A 14,981-nucleotide genomic window follows, 5' to 3' on the forward strand; every position below is an offset into this window, starting at 1 on the left:
CCGGAGCAAACATGCTTGGCAAGGTTTTAAGCTGCCGCTTGTTTGAGCCGCGCGACGCTAGCGCGCGGCGAGTTCGGCAGCGCCTTGCCGGGCATGTTTGCTCCGGGGTTTCGGGGAACGCGGGGGCGGCCTGGGGGTTGCAAGGGGGGCTGGCCGCGCAGCCCCCCTTGCCCCCAGCGGTGGAACCGCCCCTAAACATCGCCTGCGAAGCAGGCACGAAAAATGACTTTAACAGGCGGAACACCCCGGCCAAGCCGATGCTTCCGCCCTACGCAACAAATGGATAACTGAAAGAATGACCGGCAAACTCTACCTCGTCTCGGTCGGCCCCGGCCGCGCCGAGCTGATCCCTGACCTCGCCCGCCAGGCGCTGGCTGCAAGCGACGTGATCGTCTCCTACGACCTCTACCTGACCTGGGTGCAACCGTGGATCGCCGGCAAGGACATCCGCACCTTGCCGCTGACCCAGGAGCGCGAGCGCGCCCAGCTGGCGCTGGAGGAAGCCCGCGCCGGCAAGATCGTGGCCCTGCTGTCCAGCGGCGACATCGGCGTCTACGCGATGGCCACGCTGGCCTATGAAGACATGCGCGAGGACGATGTGTTCGACGTGCAGCTGATCCCCGGCATCACCTCGGCCAATTCCTGCGCGTCCCTGCTCGGCGCGCCGCTATCGCACGATTTCGCTACGCTCAGCCTGTCGGACCTGCTGTGCCCGTGGGAATGGATCGAAACCCGCGCCCGCCACATCGCCCAGGCCGACCTGGCGGTGGTGTTCTACAACGTGCAAAGCCGCCAGCGCCAGGAAGGCGTCTACCGCATCCTGGACATCATGCTGGAGCACAAGAAGCCAGAAACGCTGTGCGGCATCGTCCGCAACGCCTACCGCGAGGACCAGGCGGTGGAAATTGTCACGCTGGCCGAGCTGCGGACCCGCCGCTTCGACATGCTGACCAGCATCGTCATCGGCAACCGCTTCACCCGCCGCAAGCGCGAGTGGATGTTCACCCCGCGCGGCTACTTCAACTGGGACAACACCAGCGACACGGTAAAGGCCCACGCGCTGCCCGCCGGCGCCGCCTGGGTGTTTTCCGGCACCAGCGACGGCAACGCGCTGTCGCGCGCCATCGCCGACGCCGGCCGCGCGGTAGTGGTCAGCAGCGCCAGCGACTACGGCAACGAGCAGGCGCAGCAAGCCGTGCCCGGCGTCGCCACCGTCAGCGGCCGGCTGGGCGTGGAGCGCCGCCGCGAGCTGCTGTCCGGCAGCCGGGCTTCGGCCATCGTCGACGCCACCCACCCTTACGCCAGCGAGATGTCGCAGCAGCTGATGGCGCTGGCCGAGGAGCTGGCCCTGCCCTATCTGCGCTACGAACGGCCGGCCAGCGGCAGCGAGCATCCGGTGATCCGTTGCGCCGACAGCGACGCGGCCGCCAGGCTGGCGATGACGAAAGGAAAACGCGTTTTCCTCGCCACCGGCAGCAAGGAGCTGCACCGCTTCCTCGCCGCCGACTCGGAACAAAAGCATCAATGGTTCGTCCGACTGGCGCCGGACCCGCAGCACCTGCAGCGGGCGCTGGACTTAGGTCTCCCGCGTTCGCGCATCTGCGCGATGCAAGGCCCGTTCTCGCAGGCCGCCAACGAGGCGCTGTGGCGCGATTGGGGAATCGACTGCGTGATCAGCAAGGACGGCGGCGAGGCCGGCGGCTTCGACGCCAAGGCGGCCGCCGCGGCGGCGCTGGGCATCCCGTTCATCGTCATCGACCGCCCGCGACTGGACTATCCGCAAACATTCAGCGACTTTGACGCCGTGCTGGCGGCCCTGCCGCAGGGAGGCCAGGCATGAGCGCGCCGCGCCTTCCCGTCACCGTGCTGACCGGCTTCCTCGGCGCCGGCAAGACCACGCTGCTGTCCAAACTGCTGGAGAACAACAAGCAGCGCCGGCTGGCCATCCTGGTCAACGAGTTCGGCGAGGTGTCGATAGACGGCGGGCTGCTGCGCGACGCCGACGCCGGCGGCGTGGAAATCCACGACCTCGCCAATGGCCTGGTCGCCTACGACGACGACGCCGACTTCCTGCCCACCATGCTGGCGCTGTGGCAGCGCCGCCAGCAGATAGACCACGTGCTGATCGAAACCTCCGGCCTGGCGCTGCCCAGCGCGGTGATGGCCCAGCTGCAAAGCGAGGCGCTGGCGCCCTATTTCGTGCTGGACGCGACGCTGGCGGTGGTCGACACCCCGCTGCTGCTGGCCGGCCATTTCGCGCCGGCCGGAGACGGCGGCAAGACCGACGCGGTGGCGGAGCTGTTCGACCAGCAGCTGGGCCACGCCGACATCGTGGTGCTGAACAAGATAGACGCGCTGTCCGCGGACCAGCTACTGGCGGCGGAAGACGCCGTGCGCCGGCAGGCGCCGTCGATACGCTTCATCGAACTGGCCTATCAAGCCAAGCTGGACACCCGGCTGACGCTGGGCCTGCATCTGCACGAAGCCTCGCCGGCCGCGCACCGCCACTACGGCCCGGTGGCCAGCATGCCGGGGCTCGCGATGCGGCCGCTGGCCAACCAGGCCTTGCTGGACGGCCACAGCCACGGCGGCCAGGCCGCGCACAGCCACGGCCTGTCCACCCACAAGCATTTCCACGATCAGGACCCGGGCTGGCAATCGTTCATGATCCGCAGCAAGGAAGCCCAGCATGCCGACAAGCTGGCGGCGGCGCTGGAGGCCATCGCCCGCGAGGAGCCGCTGCTCAGGATCAAGGGCTTCGCCGCCTGCGCCGACGGCCCCGGCCGGCTGCTGGCCCAGGGCGTGCGCAAGCGCATCGAATTGAGCCGCGACGAGGCGCTGGCCGCGCCGCGCCAGGCGCAGCTGGTGTTCATCGGCTACCACCCCAGCCGTCCGCGCGTGGTGGCCTTGCTGCGCGACATCACCGGCGCGCACTGGAGCTAGGCGGTGAGCGCATTGGAACTATGCGGCCTGGACTGGTCGCCGGACGCCGCGACAGCGCCTGAGGCGAGGCTGCTGCGCGACATCGCGCTGACCGTGCGGCCCGGCGAATTCGTCGGCGTCATCGGCCCCAACGGCAGCGGCAAGACCAGCACGCTGCGCTGCGCCTTCCGCTTCAACAGGCCGCTGGCTGGCGAAGCCAAACTCGACGGCGCCGACATCTGGGGCCAATCCGCCGCCTCCTTCGCCCGCCGCGTCGCGGTGGTGCTGCAGGAATTCCCGGAGGACTTCGGCCTGACCGTGCGCGAAGTGGCCGACATGGGCCGCATTCCGCACCAGTCGCTGCTGCGCGGCGGCAGCGCCGCCGACCACGCCATCGTCGACGACGCGCTGGATCAGGTGGGCCTGGCGTCGCAGCAACACCAGCCTTTCGCCACCCTGTCCGGCGGCGAGAAGCAGCGCGCGCTGCTGGCGCGGGCGCTGGCCCAGAAGCCGGAGCTGCTGATCCTGGACGAGCCGACCAACCACCTGGACCTGCGCCACCAATTGTCGCTGCTGCGCCTGGTGCGCCGGCTGGGCATCGCCGCCGTCGCCACGCTGCACGACCTGAACCTGGCCGCCGCCTTCTGCCACCGGCTGTACGCGCTGAAGGCCGGCCGCGTCGTCGCCAGCGGCGCGCCGGAAGCGGTGCTGACGCCGTCCTTGCTGGCCGAGGTGTTCGGCGTGCGCGCGCTGGTGGATCGCCACCCGCAGGCCGGCCATCCCCGCATCACCCTGTTGGAAGAAGAAAACGCATGAAACTGAACCTGCCTTCGCTCATCGCCTGCGGCCTGGCCGCGCTGCTGGCCTCCCAGGCCCACGCCAGCGCTTACCCGCTGACCGTGGACAGCTGCAACCGCAAGGTCGTCTTTCAGCGCGCGCCGCAGCGCGCGGTCAGCCACGACATCAATCTGACCGAGATGATGGTGGCGCTGGGCCTGCAAAACCGCATGGTCGGCTATACCGGCATCAGCGCTTGGAACAAGCTGAACGCGCCGTTGAAACAGGCGCTGGGCAAGCTGCCGGAGCTGGCCGGCGACTACCCCTCGTCGGAAGCGCTGCTGGCCCGCAACGCCGACTTTTTCTTCGCCGGCTGGAACTACGGCCTGCGCGTGGGCGGCCCGGTGACGCCGGCCTCGCTGGCGCCCTTGGGCATCCAGGTCTACGAGCTCAGCGAATCCTGCGCCCATGTGATGAAACGCCCGGCGGCGAGCCTGGACGACGTTTATCGCGACATCCATAATCTGGGCCGCATCTTCAACGTGGAGCCGCGCGCGCAAAAAGTGGTGGCCGAGATGCGCGCCAAGGTGGACGGCGTCGCCGCCCGCGTCGCCAAACGCAAGGCCACGCCGTCGGTCTTCGTCTACGACAGCGGCGAGGACCGCCCCTTCAGCGCCGGCCGGCTGGCGATGCCCGACGCGCTGATCCAGGCCGCCGGCGGCCGCAACATCCTGAACGACGTCAACGCCAGCTGGACCCGCGTCGACTGGGAAACCGTGGTGGCGCGCAATCCGCAAGTGGTCGTGATCATCGACTACGGCAAGGTCACCGCCCAGCAAAAGATCGCCTTCCTGCAGAAACACCCGGCGCTGAACAAGATGGCGGCGGTGCGCGACAAGCGCTTCATCGTGCTGCCCTACGACAGCGCCACGCCCGGCATCGCCAACGCCGACGCCATCAGCGCGCTGGCGCGCGGCCTGCACCCGGAAGTCTTCGCCAAGTGATCCGCGCCATCGCCAACCGTCCGCCGGCCTGGCCCTTGCTGAGCCTCTTGCTGGCCCTGCTGGCGCTGTCGCTGCCGCTGGCCTCCGGCCTGGGCGCCGCGCCGGTTGAATTCGCCGTCAGTTCCAATGTGCTGCTGCACCAGCTGGGCCTGCCGGTGGAACCGGCCTGGCAGCCGGGCCAGGATCTGATCATCTGGCAGCTGCGGCTGCCGCGCGTGCTGCTGGGCGGCATGGTCGGCGCCGGCCTGGCCTTGGTGGGCGCGGCCTTGCAGGCCACCACCCGCAACCAGCTGGCCGATCCCCACCTGTTGGGCGTCAGCTCCGGCGCCACCCTGGGCGCGGTGACGGTGCTGCTGTTCAGCGGCAATGTGCTGGGCGGCGCCACCCTGCCGCTGGCCGCCTTCACCGGCGCCTTGCTGGCCACCCTGCTGGTCACCGGCATCGCCGTGCGCCAGCGCCGGCTGCAAGCCGAGCGTCTGCTGCTGGCCGGCGTGGCCGTGTCCTTCCTGCTGATGGCTTTGGCCAATCTGATGCTGTATCTGGGCGACCATCGCTCGGCCTCGGCGGTGCTGTTCTGGATGCTGGGCGGCCTGGGCCAGGCGCGCTGGGAGCTGCTGCCGGCGCCGCTGGCCGCGCTGTGCCTGGGCCTGGCCGCGCTGCTGATGGTAGCCAGGCCGCTGAACGCGCTGATGGCCGGCGAGCAAACCGCGGTCACGCTGGGCATCCGCGTGACCCGGCTGCGGCTGGCGGTGTTCGCCGCCTCCTCTCTGCTGACCGGCACCATGGTCGCGGTCAGCGGGGCGATAGGCTTCGTCGGCCTGATGATTCCGCACATCGCCCGCCGCTGCGTCGGCGCCGACCACCGCCGCTTGCTGCCGGCCTGCGCGCTGTTGGGGGCGCTGTTCCTGATCTGGGTGGACGCCGCCGCGCGCACGCTGATCGCGCCGGAAGACATCCCGGTGGGCGTCGGCACCGCCGCCGTCGGCGGCGCCTTCTTCATCTGGCTGCTGCGCCGCTGACGGCGCCGGCCCCACACAAGGACGACACTATGAAAACCGATCCGGCCTCCCACCAGCGCATGACCGAGAAGCGCAAGGCGGGCTTCGAGAAGAAAAAGGCCGCCGCCACCGGCGAAAAGGGCCTGCTCATCGTCAACACCGGCACCGGCAAGGGCAAGAGCAGCGCCGCCTTCGGCATGGGCCTGCGCGCCGTCGGCCACGGCATGCGCCTGGGCGTGGTGCAGTTCATCAAGGGCGCGCTGCACACCGCCGAGCGCGACCTGCTGGGCGGCTTCGACAACTGCGACTTCCACACCATGGGCGAAGGCTATACCTGGAACACCCAGGATCGCGAGGCCGACATCGCCACCGCGCGCAAGGGCTGGGAACAGGCGCTGGCGATGCTGGGAAGCGACGATTACGACATGGTGATCCTCGACGAATTGAACGTGGTGCTGAAATACGAATACCTGCCGCTGGACGAAGTGCTGGCCGCCTTCGCCGCCCGGCCGGCGATGCAGCACGTGGTGGTCACCGGCCGCCACGCGCCGGAAGCCTTGCTTGAGGCCGCGGATCTGGTCACCGAGATGCGGCTGGTCAAACACCCGTACCGCGAGCAGGGCATCAAGGCGCAGCGCGGGGTGGAGTTCTGATGACGGCCCGCCGCTGTCCGGCGCTGTTCCTGACCGCCCCCGCCTCGCACCAGGGCAAGACCACGGTGACGGCGGCGCTGGCGCGGCATCACCGCAATCAAGGCCGCCGGGTGCGGGTATTCAAGACCGGGCCGGACTTCCTCGATCCCTATATTCTCGAGCGGGCCAGCGGCCACGCCGTCTATGGCCTGGACCTGTGGATGAACGGCGAGGACGACTGCCGCGCCCGGCTGCATCAGGCCACCGCCGACGTCGACCTGATCCTGATCGAGGGCAGCATGGGCCTGTTCGACGGCACGCCCAGCAGCGCCGACCTGGCCGCCCTGCTCGGCGTGCCGCTGGCGGCGGTGATCGACGCCGCCGGCATGGCGCAGACCTTCGCCGCCATCGCCCACGGCCTGGCCGGCTTCCGCCCCGGCCTGGCCTTCCACGGCTTTATCGCCAACCACGTCGCCAGCGAGCGCCACGCCGAGATGCTGGCCCAGCAACTGCCTGAGCGCCTGCCGCTGTTGGCCGCGCTGCGCCGCGACGAGGCGGTTCGGCTGCCGGAACGCCATCTGGGCCTGGTGCAGGCGCAGGAAATCGCCGATCTGGACGAACGCCTCGACCGCGCGGCGGCGCAGATCGCCGGCACCGCGCTGGCTGAACTGCCACCGGCAATCGAGTTTCCCGCCCTTGATCTGCCTGAGATGCCGCGACTGCTGGCAGGCAAGCGCATCGCCATCGCCCGCGACGCCGCCTTCGCCTTCGTCTACCCGGCTAATCTTGAGCTGCTGGCCCAACTGGGCGCGGAACTAGCCTTTTTCTCGCCGCTGGCCGACGCCGCGCTGCCCGACTGCGACGCGGTCTACCTGCCCGGCGGCTACCCTGAGCTGCATCTTGAAACGCTGTCCGCCAACACGGCGCTGAAAGCGGATCTGCATAGGCATGTCGAAGCGGGCAAGCCGCTGTACGCCGAGTGCGGCGGCATGCTCTACCTGCTGGACCGGCTGACCAGCCGCGACGGAAACAGCGCGGCCATGCTGGAACTGCTGCCCGGCCAGGCGGTCCTTCAAGACAGGCTATGCGGACTGGGCTTGCAGGAAATGGGCTTCCCCGGCGGCAGGCTGCGCGGCCACACTTTCCATTACACGCGGCTGGATACGCCGCTCGCTCCCGCCGGGCATGCCCACAGGGCCAGCGGCGCAGGACGGGGGGAAGCGCTATACCGACAGGGCAGCCTGCTGGCCAGCTATTTCCACGCCTACTTTCCCTCCAACCCCTTAGCCACAGCGAGCCTGTTCCTGCCATGAACCGCTATCCGCAAGCCGACATCGACGCCGTCTACCGCGCCATCCGCGAGCGCCGCGACATGCGCCACTTCAAGCCGGACCCAGTCGATCCCCAAATCATGCAGCGGCTGCTGGAAGCCGCGCATTGCGCGCCCAGCGTGGGCTTCATGCAACCTTGGCGCTTCATCCGCATCCGCAGCGCGGAACTGCGCCGCCAGCTGCACGCGCTGGTGGAAGAAGAACGCATCCAGACCGCCCGCGCCTTGGGCGAGCGCGAGGATGAATTCATGAAATTGAAAGTGGAAGGCGTGCTCGATTGCGGCGAAGTGCTGGTGGCCGCGCTGATGGACGGCCGCGAACGCCACGTGTTCGGCCGCCGCACGCTGCCGGAAATGGACCTGGCCTCGGTGGCCTGCGCGATCCAGAACATGTGGCTGGCGGCGCGCGCCGAGGGCCTGGGCCTGGGCTGGGTCTCCATCTTCGACCCGGGCAAGCTGGCCGCGCTGCTGGCCATGCCGGAAGGCGCGCGGCCGATCGCGATACTGTGCATCGGCCATGTCGAGGCCTTTTACAAAAAACCGATGCTGGAACTGGAGCATTGGGCCAGCCGGCAAAACCTGGCCGAGTTGATTTTCGAAGACCGCTGGCAGGAGCACTGAAATCCATCCGTCCTCCTTTCTAGAAATGCCATTGAATTTATTTAATAATGAACAATACTTTAATGGCATTTTAATAAGGAGAATGTAATGATGAACACAAAATGGTTGGCTGTGCTGCTGCCTGCCATCACCATCCTGTCCGCTCAGGCTGCGGACACCTCCGCGCCGCGCTGGGCGGTGCAGGCGGAAGGCCGGCAAGTCTACCGGGCAGATGGCTGGCAGGCCACCTGGCCCGGCGTGAACTGGAGCGTGCGATTCGCCGGCAAGGCGGTGGCCGTCCGACTGAACGACTCAGTCAATTACTACGCGCTGGAGCTGGACGGCACAGCCGCGCAGACAATCGCGCCGGCGGCAGGCGAGCGCACCATCTGGCTGAGCGCGCCGGACGCCAAGCCGCATACCGCGCGGCTGTTCAAACTGACCCAGTCGCCGGACCAGGCCGGACTATTCCGCGGCTTTCTGCTTCGCGACGCGCGACCGCTGGCGCTGCCGCCCAGGCCCCGCCGGCAGATAGAATTCATCGGCGACTCCTGGACCGTCGCCTACGGCAATCTGTCCGCCGCCCGCGAGTGCACCGAACAGCAGATCGTCGAGCGCAGCGACGCCAGCCGAAGCTTCGCCGCCTATCTGGGCAAACTTTACAGCGCGCAAATCCAGAACAACGGCATGTCCGGCATGGGCATGGTCCGCAACTGGGGCGGCAATATGCCGCAAGTGGATTACCGCAGCTACCACGCGCGCCTGCTGCAAAACCTGCCCGAAACCGCACCCGGCAACAACGCCTACCGCCGCTACGACTGGCGGCCGCAACTGGTGGTGATCGGTTTGGGCGTCAACGACTTCGGCACCGCGGTCGGCCCTGGCGAGCCGCGCAGCCAGCAACAGCTGGCCGACGATTACGCCAAGGCCTACCACGCTCTGATCGCCCAGTTGAAACGACGCTACGACAATCCCGCCTTCCTGCTGGCCGCCACCTATCTGTGGCCGGACGACAGGATGCGGCCGCTGGTCAGCCGCATCGCAGACGAAGAAAGAAAACAGGGCACCACGGTGGCTTACATGGACTGGCAGAATATCGAGCTCACCGGTTGCAACTGGCACCCGAATCTGGCCGACCACGCCAAGATGGCCGCGCAGATGAACAGCGCCATCCGAACGCTGGGCAATATCTGGGACAAGTAAGCGGATGAAAGCCGCGCCGCCCGGCGCGGCCCGCTCATGCCTCCGGCAACGGCCAGTGAGGATTCCAGGCCACTTCCCACAGATAGCCGTCAGGGTCCTGGAAATAACCGGCGTAGCCGCCCCAGAAGGTATCCCTGGCCGGTTTGACGATGGCCGCGCCGGCTCGCGCGGCCTGGGCCATCGCGTCGTCCACCGCCTCGCGCGAGGCGACGTTGTGGCCTATCGACAGTTCAGCGGCGCGGGAAGACTGGCGCGGCAAGCCGGCATCGCGCGCCAGGCTGTCGCGCGGATACAAGGCCAGTTTCAGGCCGCCTTCCAGTTCGAAAAAAGCGACCGCGCCGTATTCGAACTCGGCTCCGACGATGCCTTCGCTCGGCCACCCCAATCCATCCCGATAGAACGCCAGCGAACGCTCCAGATCGTCCACGCCCAAGGTCAGCAAAGTGATGCGAGCTTTCATGCCGCCTCCTTTCAGCGCCCCTTGAACTTGGGCGGCCGCTTGTCCAGAAACGCCCGGGTGCCGATGCGAAAATCCTCGCTTTGCGCCGCCAGGCCAAAGTAATCCGCGCCCAGGCGCGCCGACTCGTCCTCCGACAGCGACAAGCCGCGATGGATCGCCTCCCAGCTCAGCCGCACCGCCGTCGGCGACTGCGCCATGATTTCACGCAACAGCGACTCGGCCTCCGCCAGCAAATCATCGGCAGGCGCCACGCGGTTGACCAAGCCCAGCCGGCAGGCCTCCTCCGCATCGATCAGACGCCCGGTCAGCAGCATCTCCGCCGCCCGGCCCTTGCCTATCAGCCTGGGCAGCCTCGTGGTGCCGCCGAAGCCAGCCACCGCGCCTATCCTCACCTCTGGATGGCCAAAGCGAGCGTGCGGCGCGGCCAGCCGCAGCATGCAGGCCTCGGCGATCTCCAGGCCGCCGCCCAGCGCGTCGCCGTTGATCGCCGCCAGTACAGGCTTGCCCAGCGTCTCTATCCGTCCAGTGACCGCCACCGCCAGCCTGGCCAGCTCTCTCACCTCCGCCGCCGACGCCCGATTCAGGTAGCGGATGTCCGCTCCTGCTGAAAACACCTGCCCGTGGCCGGTAATGATCACCGCCCTCACCGCCTCGTCCGCCGCCGCCCACTCCAGCGCGGCCAGCAGTTGCCGCAACAGCTGGCGGTTCATCGCGTTCAGGCAGTCCGGCCGATGCAGCTCCAGCCGCGCGATGCCGTCTTCGGCCTTGCTGCGTACCCCATCTCGTTCCAGCATCCCGCCTCCATGCCCGTTCGACGTCGCCCAGCCCGAATCGCAGGCCGGGCAGCGCACAGGTCCATCGGCTATCCCGCCTCGTCAATGCTTTCGCGCGCCGCGCACCCACCCTATCGACAACACATAGCGGCTGCCGCCCTCCACCCGCGTCACGCTGTGCTCGCACAAATCGGGCCGAAACAGTTTGATCCGACGGCTGGAAAACAACGGCGCCGCGCAAACGAACTCGCCGCCGGCCTTGGGCGACTTCAGAATCAGATTCAGCCGGTAATGGCGCCCCTTCCCTACCGGGTCCACGTGCGGCGGAATCGCCGAACCATCAGGGTAACGGATCAAATAACAGTCGAACGGCAGCGGCCAGCGCGCGGTCAACAACAGCATCTTGTCGTACCCGCTGCCCTGGCGGCCGCGCCGCCAGCGCCAGGCATCGCGGCGAAGCTCGGAAATCATGGAACGCATGGCATCTCTCAGGCTGAAACGGCCTGCCCTTCAAAACGATTCGAGAGTCGGATGGATGGCACAGAACTCAGTCATGCCTCCCCCAGCCACGCAAGCGCCTCGTCCCGGTCCCGGAACAGGCGGGAAAAACGGCCGCGCTTCGCTTCGCGCAGATATTCGTCGAACCGCTCGCCGTAATCCCGCTCCGCATCCATCACCACCGCAGTCCGCAATCGGTAGTTCTGCAATTTCTGCAGGAATTCGCCGGCAAAGCGGCTGCTCAGCTGGAAGAATGCCTCCGGCAAAACATCGTGCGCAATCAGCAGGCGCGCGCAATCCTCCTCGATGCAGGCGGAAATCAACTCCACTGCCGAGGACGCTTCGCTCAATCCGCCGCGCCATTCCAATACGCGGTGCCTGTTGGCGGTCAGCACTTGATGATCCATTCCCCCCCAATCAAACTAGCCAGAACGGCGCGACCGCGCCGCGGAGATTACAACCGAAGACGTAGAACCGACGATGGCGCCCGCGAAAATCTTGGCGATATCGAGAAAACCCGCCACCAGCGCCGAACTCTTGCCTTCGCCCGGGATCGGGTCCAGAAGCGGAAACAGCAGGCCGAATGCGGCGAAAGCCAGGCATAAGGCGGCGCAAACACAGGTGAACGGCGGAAACAACTCGAAAAACCCCGCCCGCCACCGTTGGCGGCCATTCAGCGCCTCATCCAGCGCCAAGCCCAGGCTCGCGACATCCACCGGCCCGCCTCCTTCGCCTGCGATCTCCTCAGCCCGCCGCTCCACCTGGCGGCGCAGCGCCTCCATCCGCTCATCCAGCGCTTTCTCCAGGCTGATGGAGAAAACCGGCTCCGCCCTGACTACGCTTTCATTCATGGCATGCCTCCGACCAGGTAATGTCCGAGACGGCATGATCCCGCCGCCAGATACAATCATATAGCATGGCAGTCTGTCGGCATAAGCGCTGGCGACTCTCGCCGTTCAAGCGGAACCGCGTTTCATGTCCAATCGAACGTCAGCAACGCGACGCGGCTTTCAGGATGGTAGAACAACAGCGTGGTGGTTCCGCTCGCCATAAAGTCGTAGCCTGTCACGCTGGCGATGAACTCGAAGCGCTCGCCATTCGGTCCAATCGGGACCACTGCGTCCGGATCGCTTTCGTCGACCTTCACCCCCTCGCTGTCGCACCAGTTGCCGCCCGGCGCGCCTCCGCCCAGTTGCGTCAGAATGCTCACCGGCGTTTCCGCGGCCAGATCTCGCGCCTCCGCTTCGCCGCAAAAAAGCGCCGAATGCAATACGCCGGTACGGCGGTAAATGTCACGCGTCTCCCTAAATGCGCGGTGTTGGAGCGCGTAGTGCGTCTTCAATCTGGAGCGGGCGGCAATCCATTCCTCATCCGCCATGTTTTCCAGCATGAAGAACCGAAAATCTCCCAGCAGCTGGTAATGGCCGGACTCGGTCAGCCGGAAAGCCAGCCAGTTCGGCGCCAAGTATTCATTGTGGTAATCCGGGCTGCACTCGCCGACATAGCCATCCAGCGGCTCCACAGGCAGCACCATGTGTATCCAGCCTTCCCAGGCGGGATTGACCGCTGACAACGCCACGGACACGCAAGGCAGCAAGTGTTTGGCGTGACGCTCGACCGGATCGGCGAACACTTGTTCTGGCTCGGGGAAAACGCGTAGATACGGCCGGGCGGTCTTGATATTCTCTTGCATGAGACAGGCATTTCGAGTCAAGGTGGCCATTCTATCATTCCATAAACATCAGCCCAGACGCCGCTTCGCCCTTCATCCCTCCTCGGCGCCCAACCTCTTTTGCAGACAAACTGGGCACAGGCAGTCGCTGTTCGCCTTTCCCGGCGACAATTCAAGCGGCAAGTCTGCACACCAGCAACCGCCCGCCTCGCCGCCTGCGCCGCAAGTGAAGCCATTTCCGCATTGCGGACAGGTCTTGACCTGCACTGGCAAAGGCAAGGCCATCAGCCTCCGCCACACTTTTTCCTTCTGCTGCTTGCCATAACGGGACCAACCCGCGATCTCCTCCAGCGTGCGGCGGCAACCGACACAGACTTGCCCGCTGTCGTCCAGGCGGCATATGCCGATGCAAGGCGAGATTTCAGTTTTCGCCATCCTTGTTACCGTTGGTTCTGTTCATACCCGCATGCTATCTCTTCTCCTTGAGGCTGTCGAAATCCGAATATGGCAAAACGGGGCTCTCGCCCCGACGCTGCGCAGGCTTCGGCGCTACCACGCGAGATAGAACAGCCCCGCGGCCAACATCAGACACAAGGGGGAATAAAAACGCGTGTCGTTGCGAGCGAAGCGGCTGCCCTTGACTCGTTTGAAAAGGCCGACATAGCGGAACTCGCCGATTCCTCTCAACAGCATGCCGGCGCCCAAGGCAAGCAGGCCCCATTTCAATACGCGCGCCAACCAGCCGATCTCCGGGAAAAACCGTCCGCCATGCAGCGCGATCGCCGCGGCGGCCGCGGCGAGCATCACGGCGATGATGGCGGTCCCGGCCGCAGATGGCTGAAACAGCTTGCGGCCATCCACCTCCGGAATGGCGGCGGACAATCCCGCCCGCCCTCCGAACGCCCAATAAAAATGCATCGCGCTGATCAACGCGAATGCCAGACACAGCGCAAGACTCAGCATGCTTTGGCTCCATCAGACGGTTTCGGGATAATCCTCCAGGTACTGCAGCTTGTCCGGCCTCCCCCGCCAGGCTTCGGCTTCCGGCAAGGCCGGCTTGCTCTTGATGATATTGGGCCAACGTTGCGCCAGGTCGGCATTGAGCGCGATCATGCCGTGCTCGCGTGCCGGCACCGCCTTGTCCTCCCGGATGGCGTCGATCGGACATTCCGGCACGCACAGGCCGCAGTCGATGCAGTCATCGGGATTGATGGCCAGCATGTTGGGCCCTTCGTGAAAGCTGTCGGTCGGGCAGACATCCACGCAATCCGAATGCTTACAGCCTATGCAGTCGCTTAAAACAACATAAGTCATGATGTTCTCCTGTCAGCGCGGCATTGCCGCGCCATATCCGCCTCAGCTGCTGAGTCCGCCATCCATCACGATGGTTTGCCCGGTAATGTATGCTGCCGCATCGGACAGTAAATACCTCGCCAGACCGGCCACCTCTCCCACCGTGCCCAGGCGACGCAATGGAATGTTTTTCTCCAGCTGCTGGCGGGCCTTCTCCGGAATCCCATCCGCCATGTCCGTGTCGATCAAGCCCGGCGCGATCGCATTGACGCGGATTTTGAAACGGGCGGTCTCCAGCGCCAAGGTTCGGGCCAACCCCGCCATGGCCGCTTTGGTCGCCGCGTAGTTGGCTTGTCCCATATTGCCCTTGACCGCCGTGACGGAAGACATCAACAGCACCGCGCCCCGTTTTTCGCCGCACATGGCCGGCAGGAACGCCTGCGTGACATGGAACACCGCGTCCAGATTGGCGGATATCACGTCGCGCCATGACGCCAGCGGCATGGACATCATGAGGCCGTCCCGAGTCACGCCGGCGTTGTTGATGACTGCATGCGGCGCGCCGAAACGCTCCAGGCACTGCGTCGCCAAACGCTTCGCGGCTTCCGGATCGCTGCCGTCGCACTGCACCGCATAAGCTTCTCCGCCCATTCGGAGGACCGCCTCCTCCACCGCGCGCGCCTGCTCCGCATTGCTCTTGTAGGTGAAAACCACCCGGTAGTCCTTCGCCAGCTCCAACACCAGGCCCTTGCCGATGCCTCGGCTGCCGCCGGTCACCAACACCCAGGGTTGCATGATTTCGTCTTGCATTGCCGCTCC

General features: G+C 66.4%; 19 protein-coding genes. 9 read left to right on the forward strand and 10 right to left on the reverse strand.

Annotated features, from left to right (window positions below):
• The first annotated feature begins 295 nt into the window (after window positions 1–295).
• The 9 genes from cobJ to DK842_RS00230 all read left to right on the forward strand — a co-directional run bounded on the left by cobJ (window position 296) and on the right by DK842_RS00230 (window position 9,466).
• Window positions 296–1,840 (forward strand): precorrin-3B C(17)-methyltransferase, encoded by a 1,545-nt coding sequence (gene cobJ / locus DK842_RS00190; RefSeq protein WP_114059559.1) that lies wholly within the window; start codon window positions 296–298, stop codon window positions 1,838–1,840.
• On the forward strand, window positions 1,837–2,943 hold the full coding sequence (locus tag DK842_RS00195) for a CobW family GTP-binding protein (protein ID WP_114059560.1): 1,107 nt from the start codon (window positions 1,837–1,839) through the stop codon (window positions 2,941–2,943). The genes cobJ and DK842_RS00195 overlap by 4 nt, the downstream gene beginning before the upstream one ends.
• Window positions 2,944–2,946: 3 nt before the next feature.
• The gene (locus DK842_RS00200) at window positions 2,947–3,738 is read left to right on the forward strand and encodes an ABC transporter ATP-binding protein (protein WP_168194786.1); all 792 of its coding nucleotides are present in this window, start codon (window positions 2,947–2,949) and stop codon (window positions 3,736–3,738) included.
• On the forward strand, window positions 3,735–4,703 hold the full coding sequence (locus DK842_RS00205; RefSeq protein WP_168194787.1) for an ABC transporter substrate-binding protein: 969 nt from the start codon (window positions 3,735–3,737) through the stop codon (window positions 4,701–4,703). The genes DK842_RS00200 and DK842_RS00205 overlap by 4 nt, the downstream gene beginning before the upstream one ends.
• Window positions 4,700–5,722: a FecCD family ABC transporter permease gene (locus DK842_RS00210; RefSeq protein ID WP_232538562.1), complete on the forward strand. Its 1,023-nt coding sequence runs from the start codon at window positions 4,700–4,702 to the stop codon at window positions 5,720–5,722. Before DK842_RS00205 ends, DK842_RS00210 begins: the two co-directional genes overlap by 4 nt.
• 29 nt (window positions 5,723–5,751) lie before the next feature.
• Complete coding sequence (gene cobO, locus DK842_RS00215; protein WP_114059561.1) at window positions 5,752–6,354, forward strand: cob(I)yrinic acid a,c-diamide adenosyltransferase; 603 nt, start codon at window positions 5,752–5,754, stop codon at window positions 6,352–6,354.
• Window positions 6,354–7,646, forward strand: coding sequence for a cobyrinate a,c-diamide synthase (locus DK842_RS00220; RefSeq protein WP_114059562.1), 1,293 nt, complete (start codon window positions 6,354–6,356; stop codon window positions 7,644–7,646). The genes cobO and DK842_RS00220 overlap by 1 nt, the downstream gene beginning before the upstream one ends.
• The gene (bluB, locus tag DK842_RS00225) at window positions 7,643–8,284 is read left to right on the forward strand and encodes a 5,6-dimethylbenzimidazole synthase (protein WP_114059563.1); all 642 of its coding nucleotides are present in this window, start codon (window positions 7,643–7,645) and stop codon (window positions 8,282–8,284) included. The genes DK842_RS00220 and bluB overlap by 4 nt, the downstream gene beginning before the upstream one ends.
• Window positions 8,285–8,371: 87 nt before the next feature.
• Window positions 8,372–9,466, forward strand: coding sequence for an SGNH/GDSL hydrolase family protein (locus DK842_RS00230; RefSeq protein ID WP_114059564.1), 1,095 nt, complete (start codon window positions 8,372–8,374; stop codon window positions 9,464–9,466).
• Window positions 9,467–9,500: 34 nt separating this feature from the next.
• Here the strand turns inward: DK842_RS00230 and DK842_RS00235 are convergent, their stop codons facing one another.
• The 10 genes from DK842_RS00235 to fabG all read right to left on the reverse strand — a co-directional run bounded on the left by DK842_RS00235 (window position 9,501) and on the right by fabG (window position 14,972).
• Window positions 9,501–9,926, reverse strand: a complete 426-nt coding sequence (locus tag DK842_RS00235) for a VOC family protein (protein ID WP_114059565.1) — start codon at window positions 9,924–9,926, stop codon at window positions 9,501–9,503.
• Window positions 9,927–9,937: 11 nt separating this feature from the next.
• Entirely contained in the window at window positions 9,938–10,720 is a 783-nt protein-coding gene (locus DK842_RS00240) for an enoyl-CoA hydratase/isomerase family protein (RefSeq protein WP_114059566.1), read from the reverse strand.
• 81 nt (window positions 10,721–10,801) lie between these two features.
• Complete coding sequence (locus DK842_RS00245; protein WP_198414601.1) at window positions 10,802–11,179, reverse strand: 2OG-Fe(II) oxygenase; 378 nt, start codon at window positions 11,177–11,179, stop codon at window positions 10,802–10,804.
• Between the two features lie 71 nt (window positions 11,180–11,250).
• Window positions 11,251–11,592, reverse strand: coding sequence for a DUF4180 domain-containing protein (locus DK842_RS00250; protein WP_168191761.1), 342 nt, complete (start codon window positions 11,590–11,592; stop codon window positions 11,251–11,253).
• 27 nt (window positions 11,593–11,619) lie between these two features.
• Window positions 11,620–12,048, reverse strand: a complete 429-nt coding sequence (locus tag DK842_RS00255) for a hypothetical protein (protein ID WP_114059568.1) — start codon at window positions 12,046–12,048, stop codon at window positions 11,620–11,622.
• Between the two features lie 122 nt (window positions 12,049–12,170).
• Entirely contained in the window at window positions 12,171–12,890 is a 720-nt protein-coding gene (locus tag DK842_RS00260; RefSeq protein ID WP_114059569.1) for a hypothetical protein, read from the reverse strand.
• A gap of 72 nt (window positions 12,891–12,962) precedes the next feature.
• Window positions 12,963–13,304, reverse strand: a complete 342-nt coding sequence (locus tag DK842_RS00265) for a DUF1289 domain-containing protein (protein WP_114059570.1) — start codon at window positions 13,302–13,304, stop codon at window positions 12,963–12,965.
• Between the two features lie 114 nt (window positions 13,305–13,418).
• Window positions 13,419–13,832: a DUF3995 domain-containing protein gene (locus DK842_RS00270; protein WP_114059571.1), complete on the reverse strand. Its 414-nt coding sequence runs from the start codon at window positions 13,830–13,832 to the stop codon at window positions 13,419–13,421.
• 12 nt (window positions 13,833–13,844) lie between these two features.
• On the reverse strand, window positions 13,845–14,183 hold the full coding sequence (fdxA, locus tag DK842_RS00275) for a ferredoxin FdxA (RefSeq protein WP_114059572.1): 339 nt from the start codon (window positions 14,181–14,183) through the stop codon (window positions 13,845–13,847).
• A gap of 42 nt (window positions 14,184–14,225) precedes the next feature.
• The gene (gene fabG / locus DK842_RS00280; RefSeq protein WP_114059573.1) at window positions 14,226–14,972 is read right to left on the reverse strand and encodes a 3-oxoacyl-ACP reductase FabG; all 747 of its coding nucleotides are present in this window, start codon (window positions 14,970–14,972) and stop codon (window positions 14,226–14,228) included.
• Between the last annotated feature and the right edge of the window lie 9 nt (window positions 14,973–14,981).

Origin of the sequence: Chromobacterium phragmitis, from assembly GCF_003325475.1 — a bacterium.
Classification (GTDB): Bacteria; Pseudomonadota; Gammaproteobacteria; order Burkholderiales; family Chromobacteriaceae; genus Chromobacterium; species Chromobacterium phragmitis.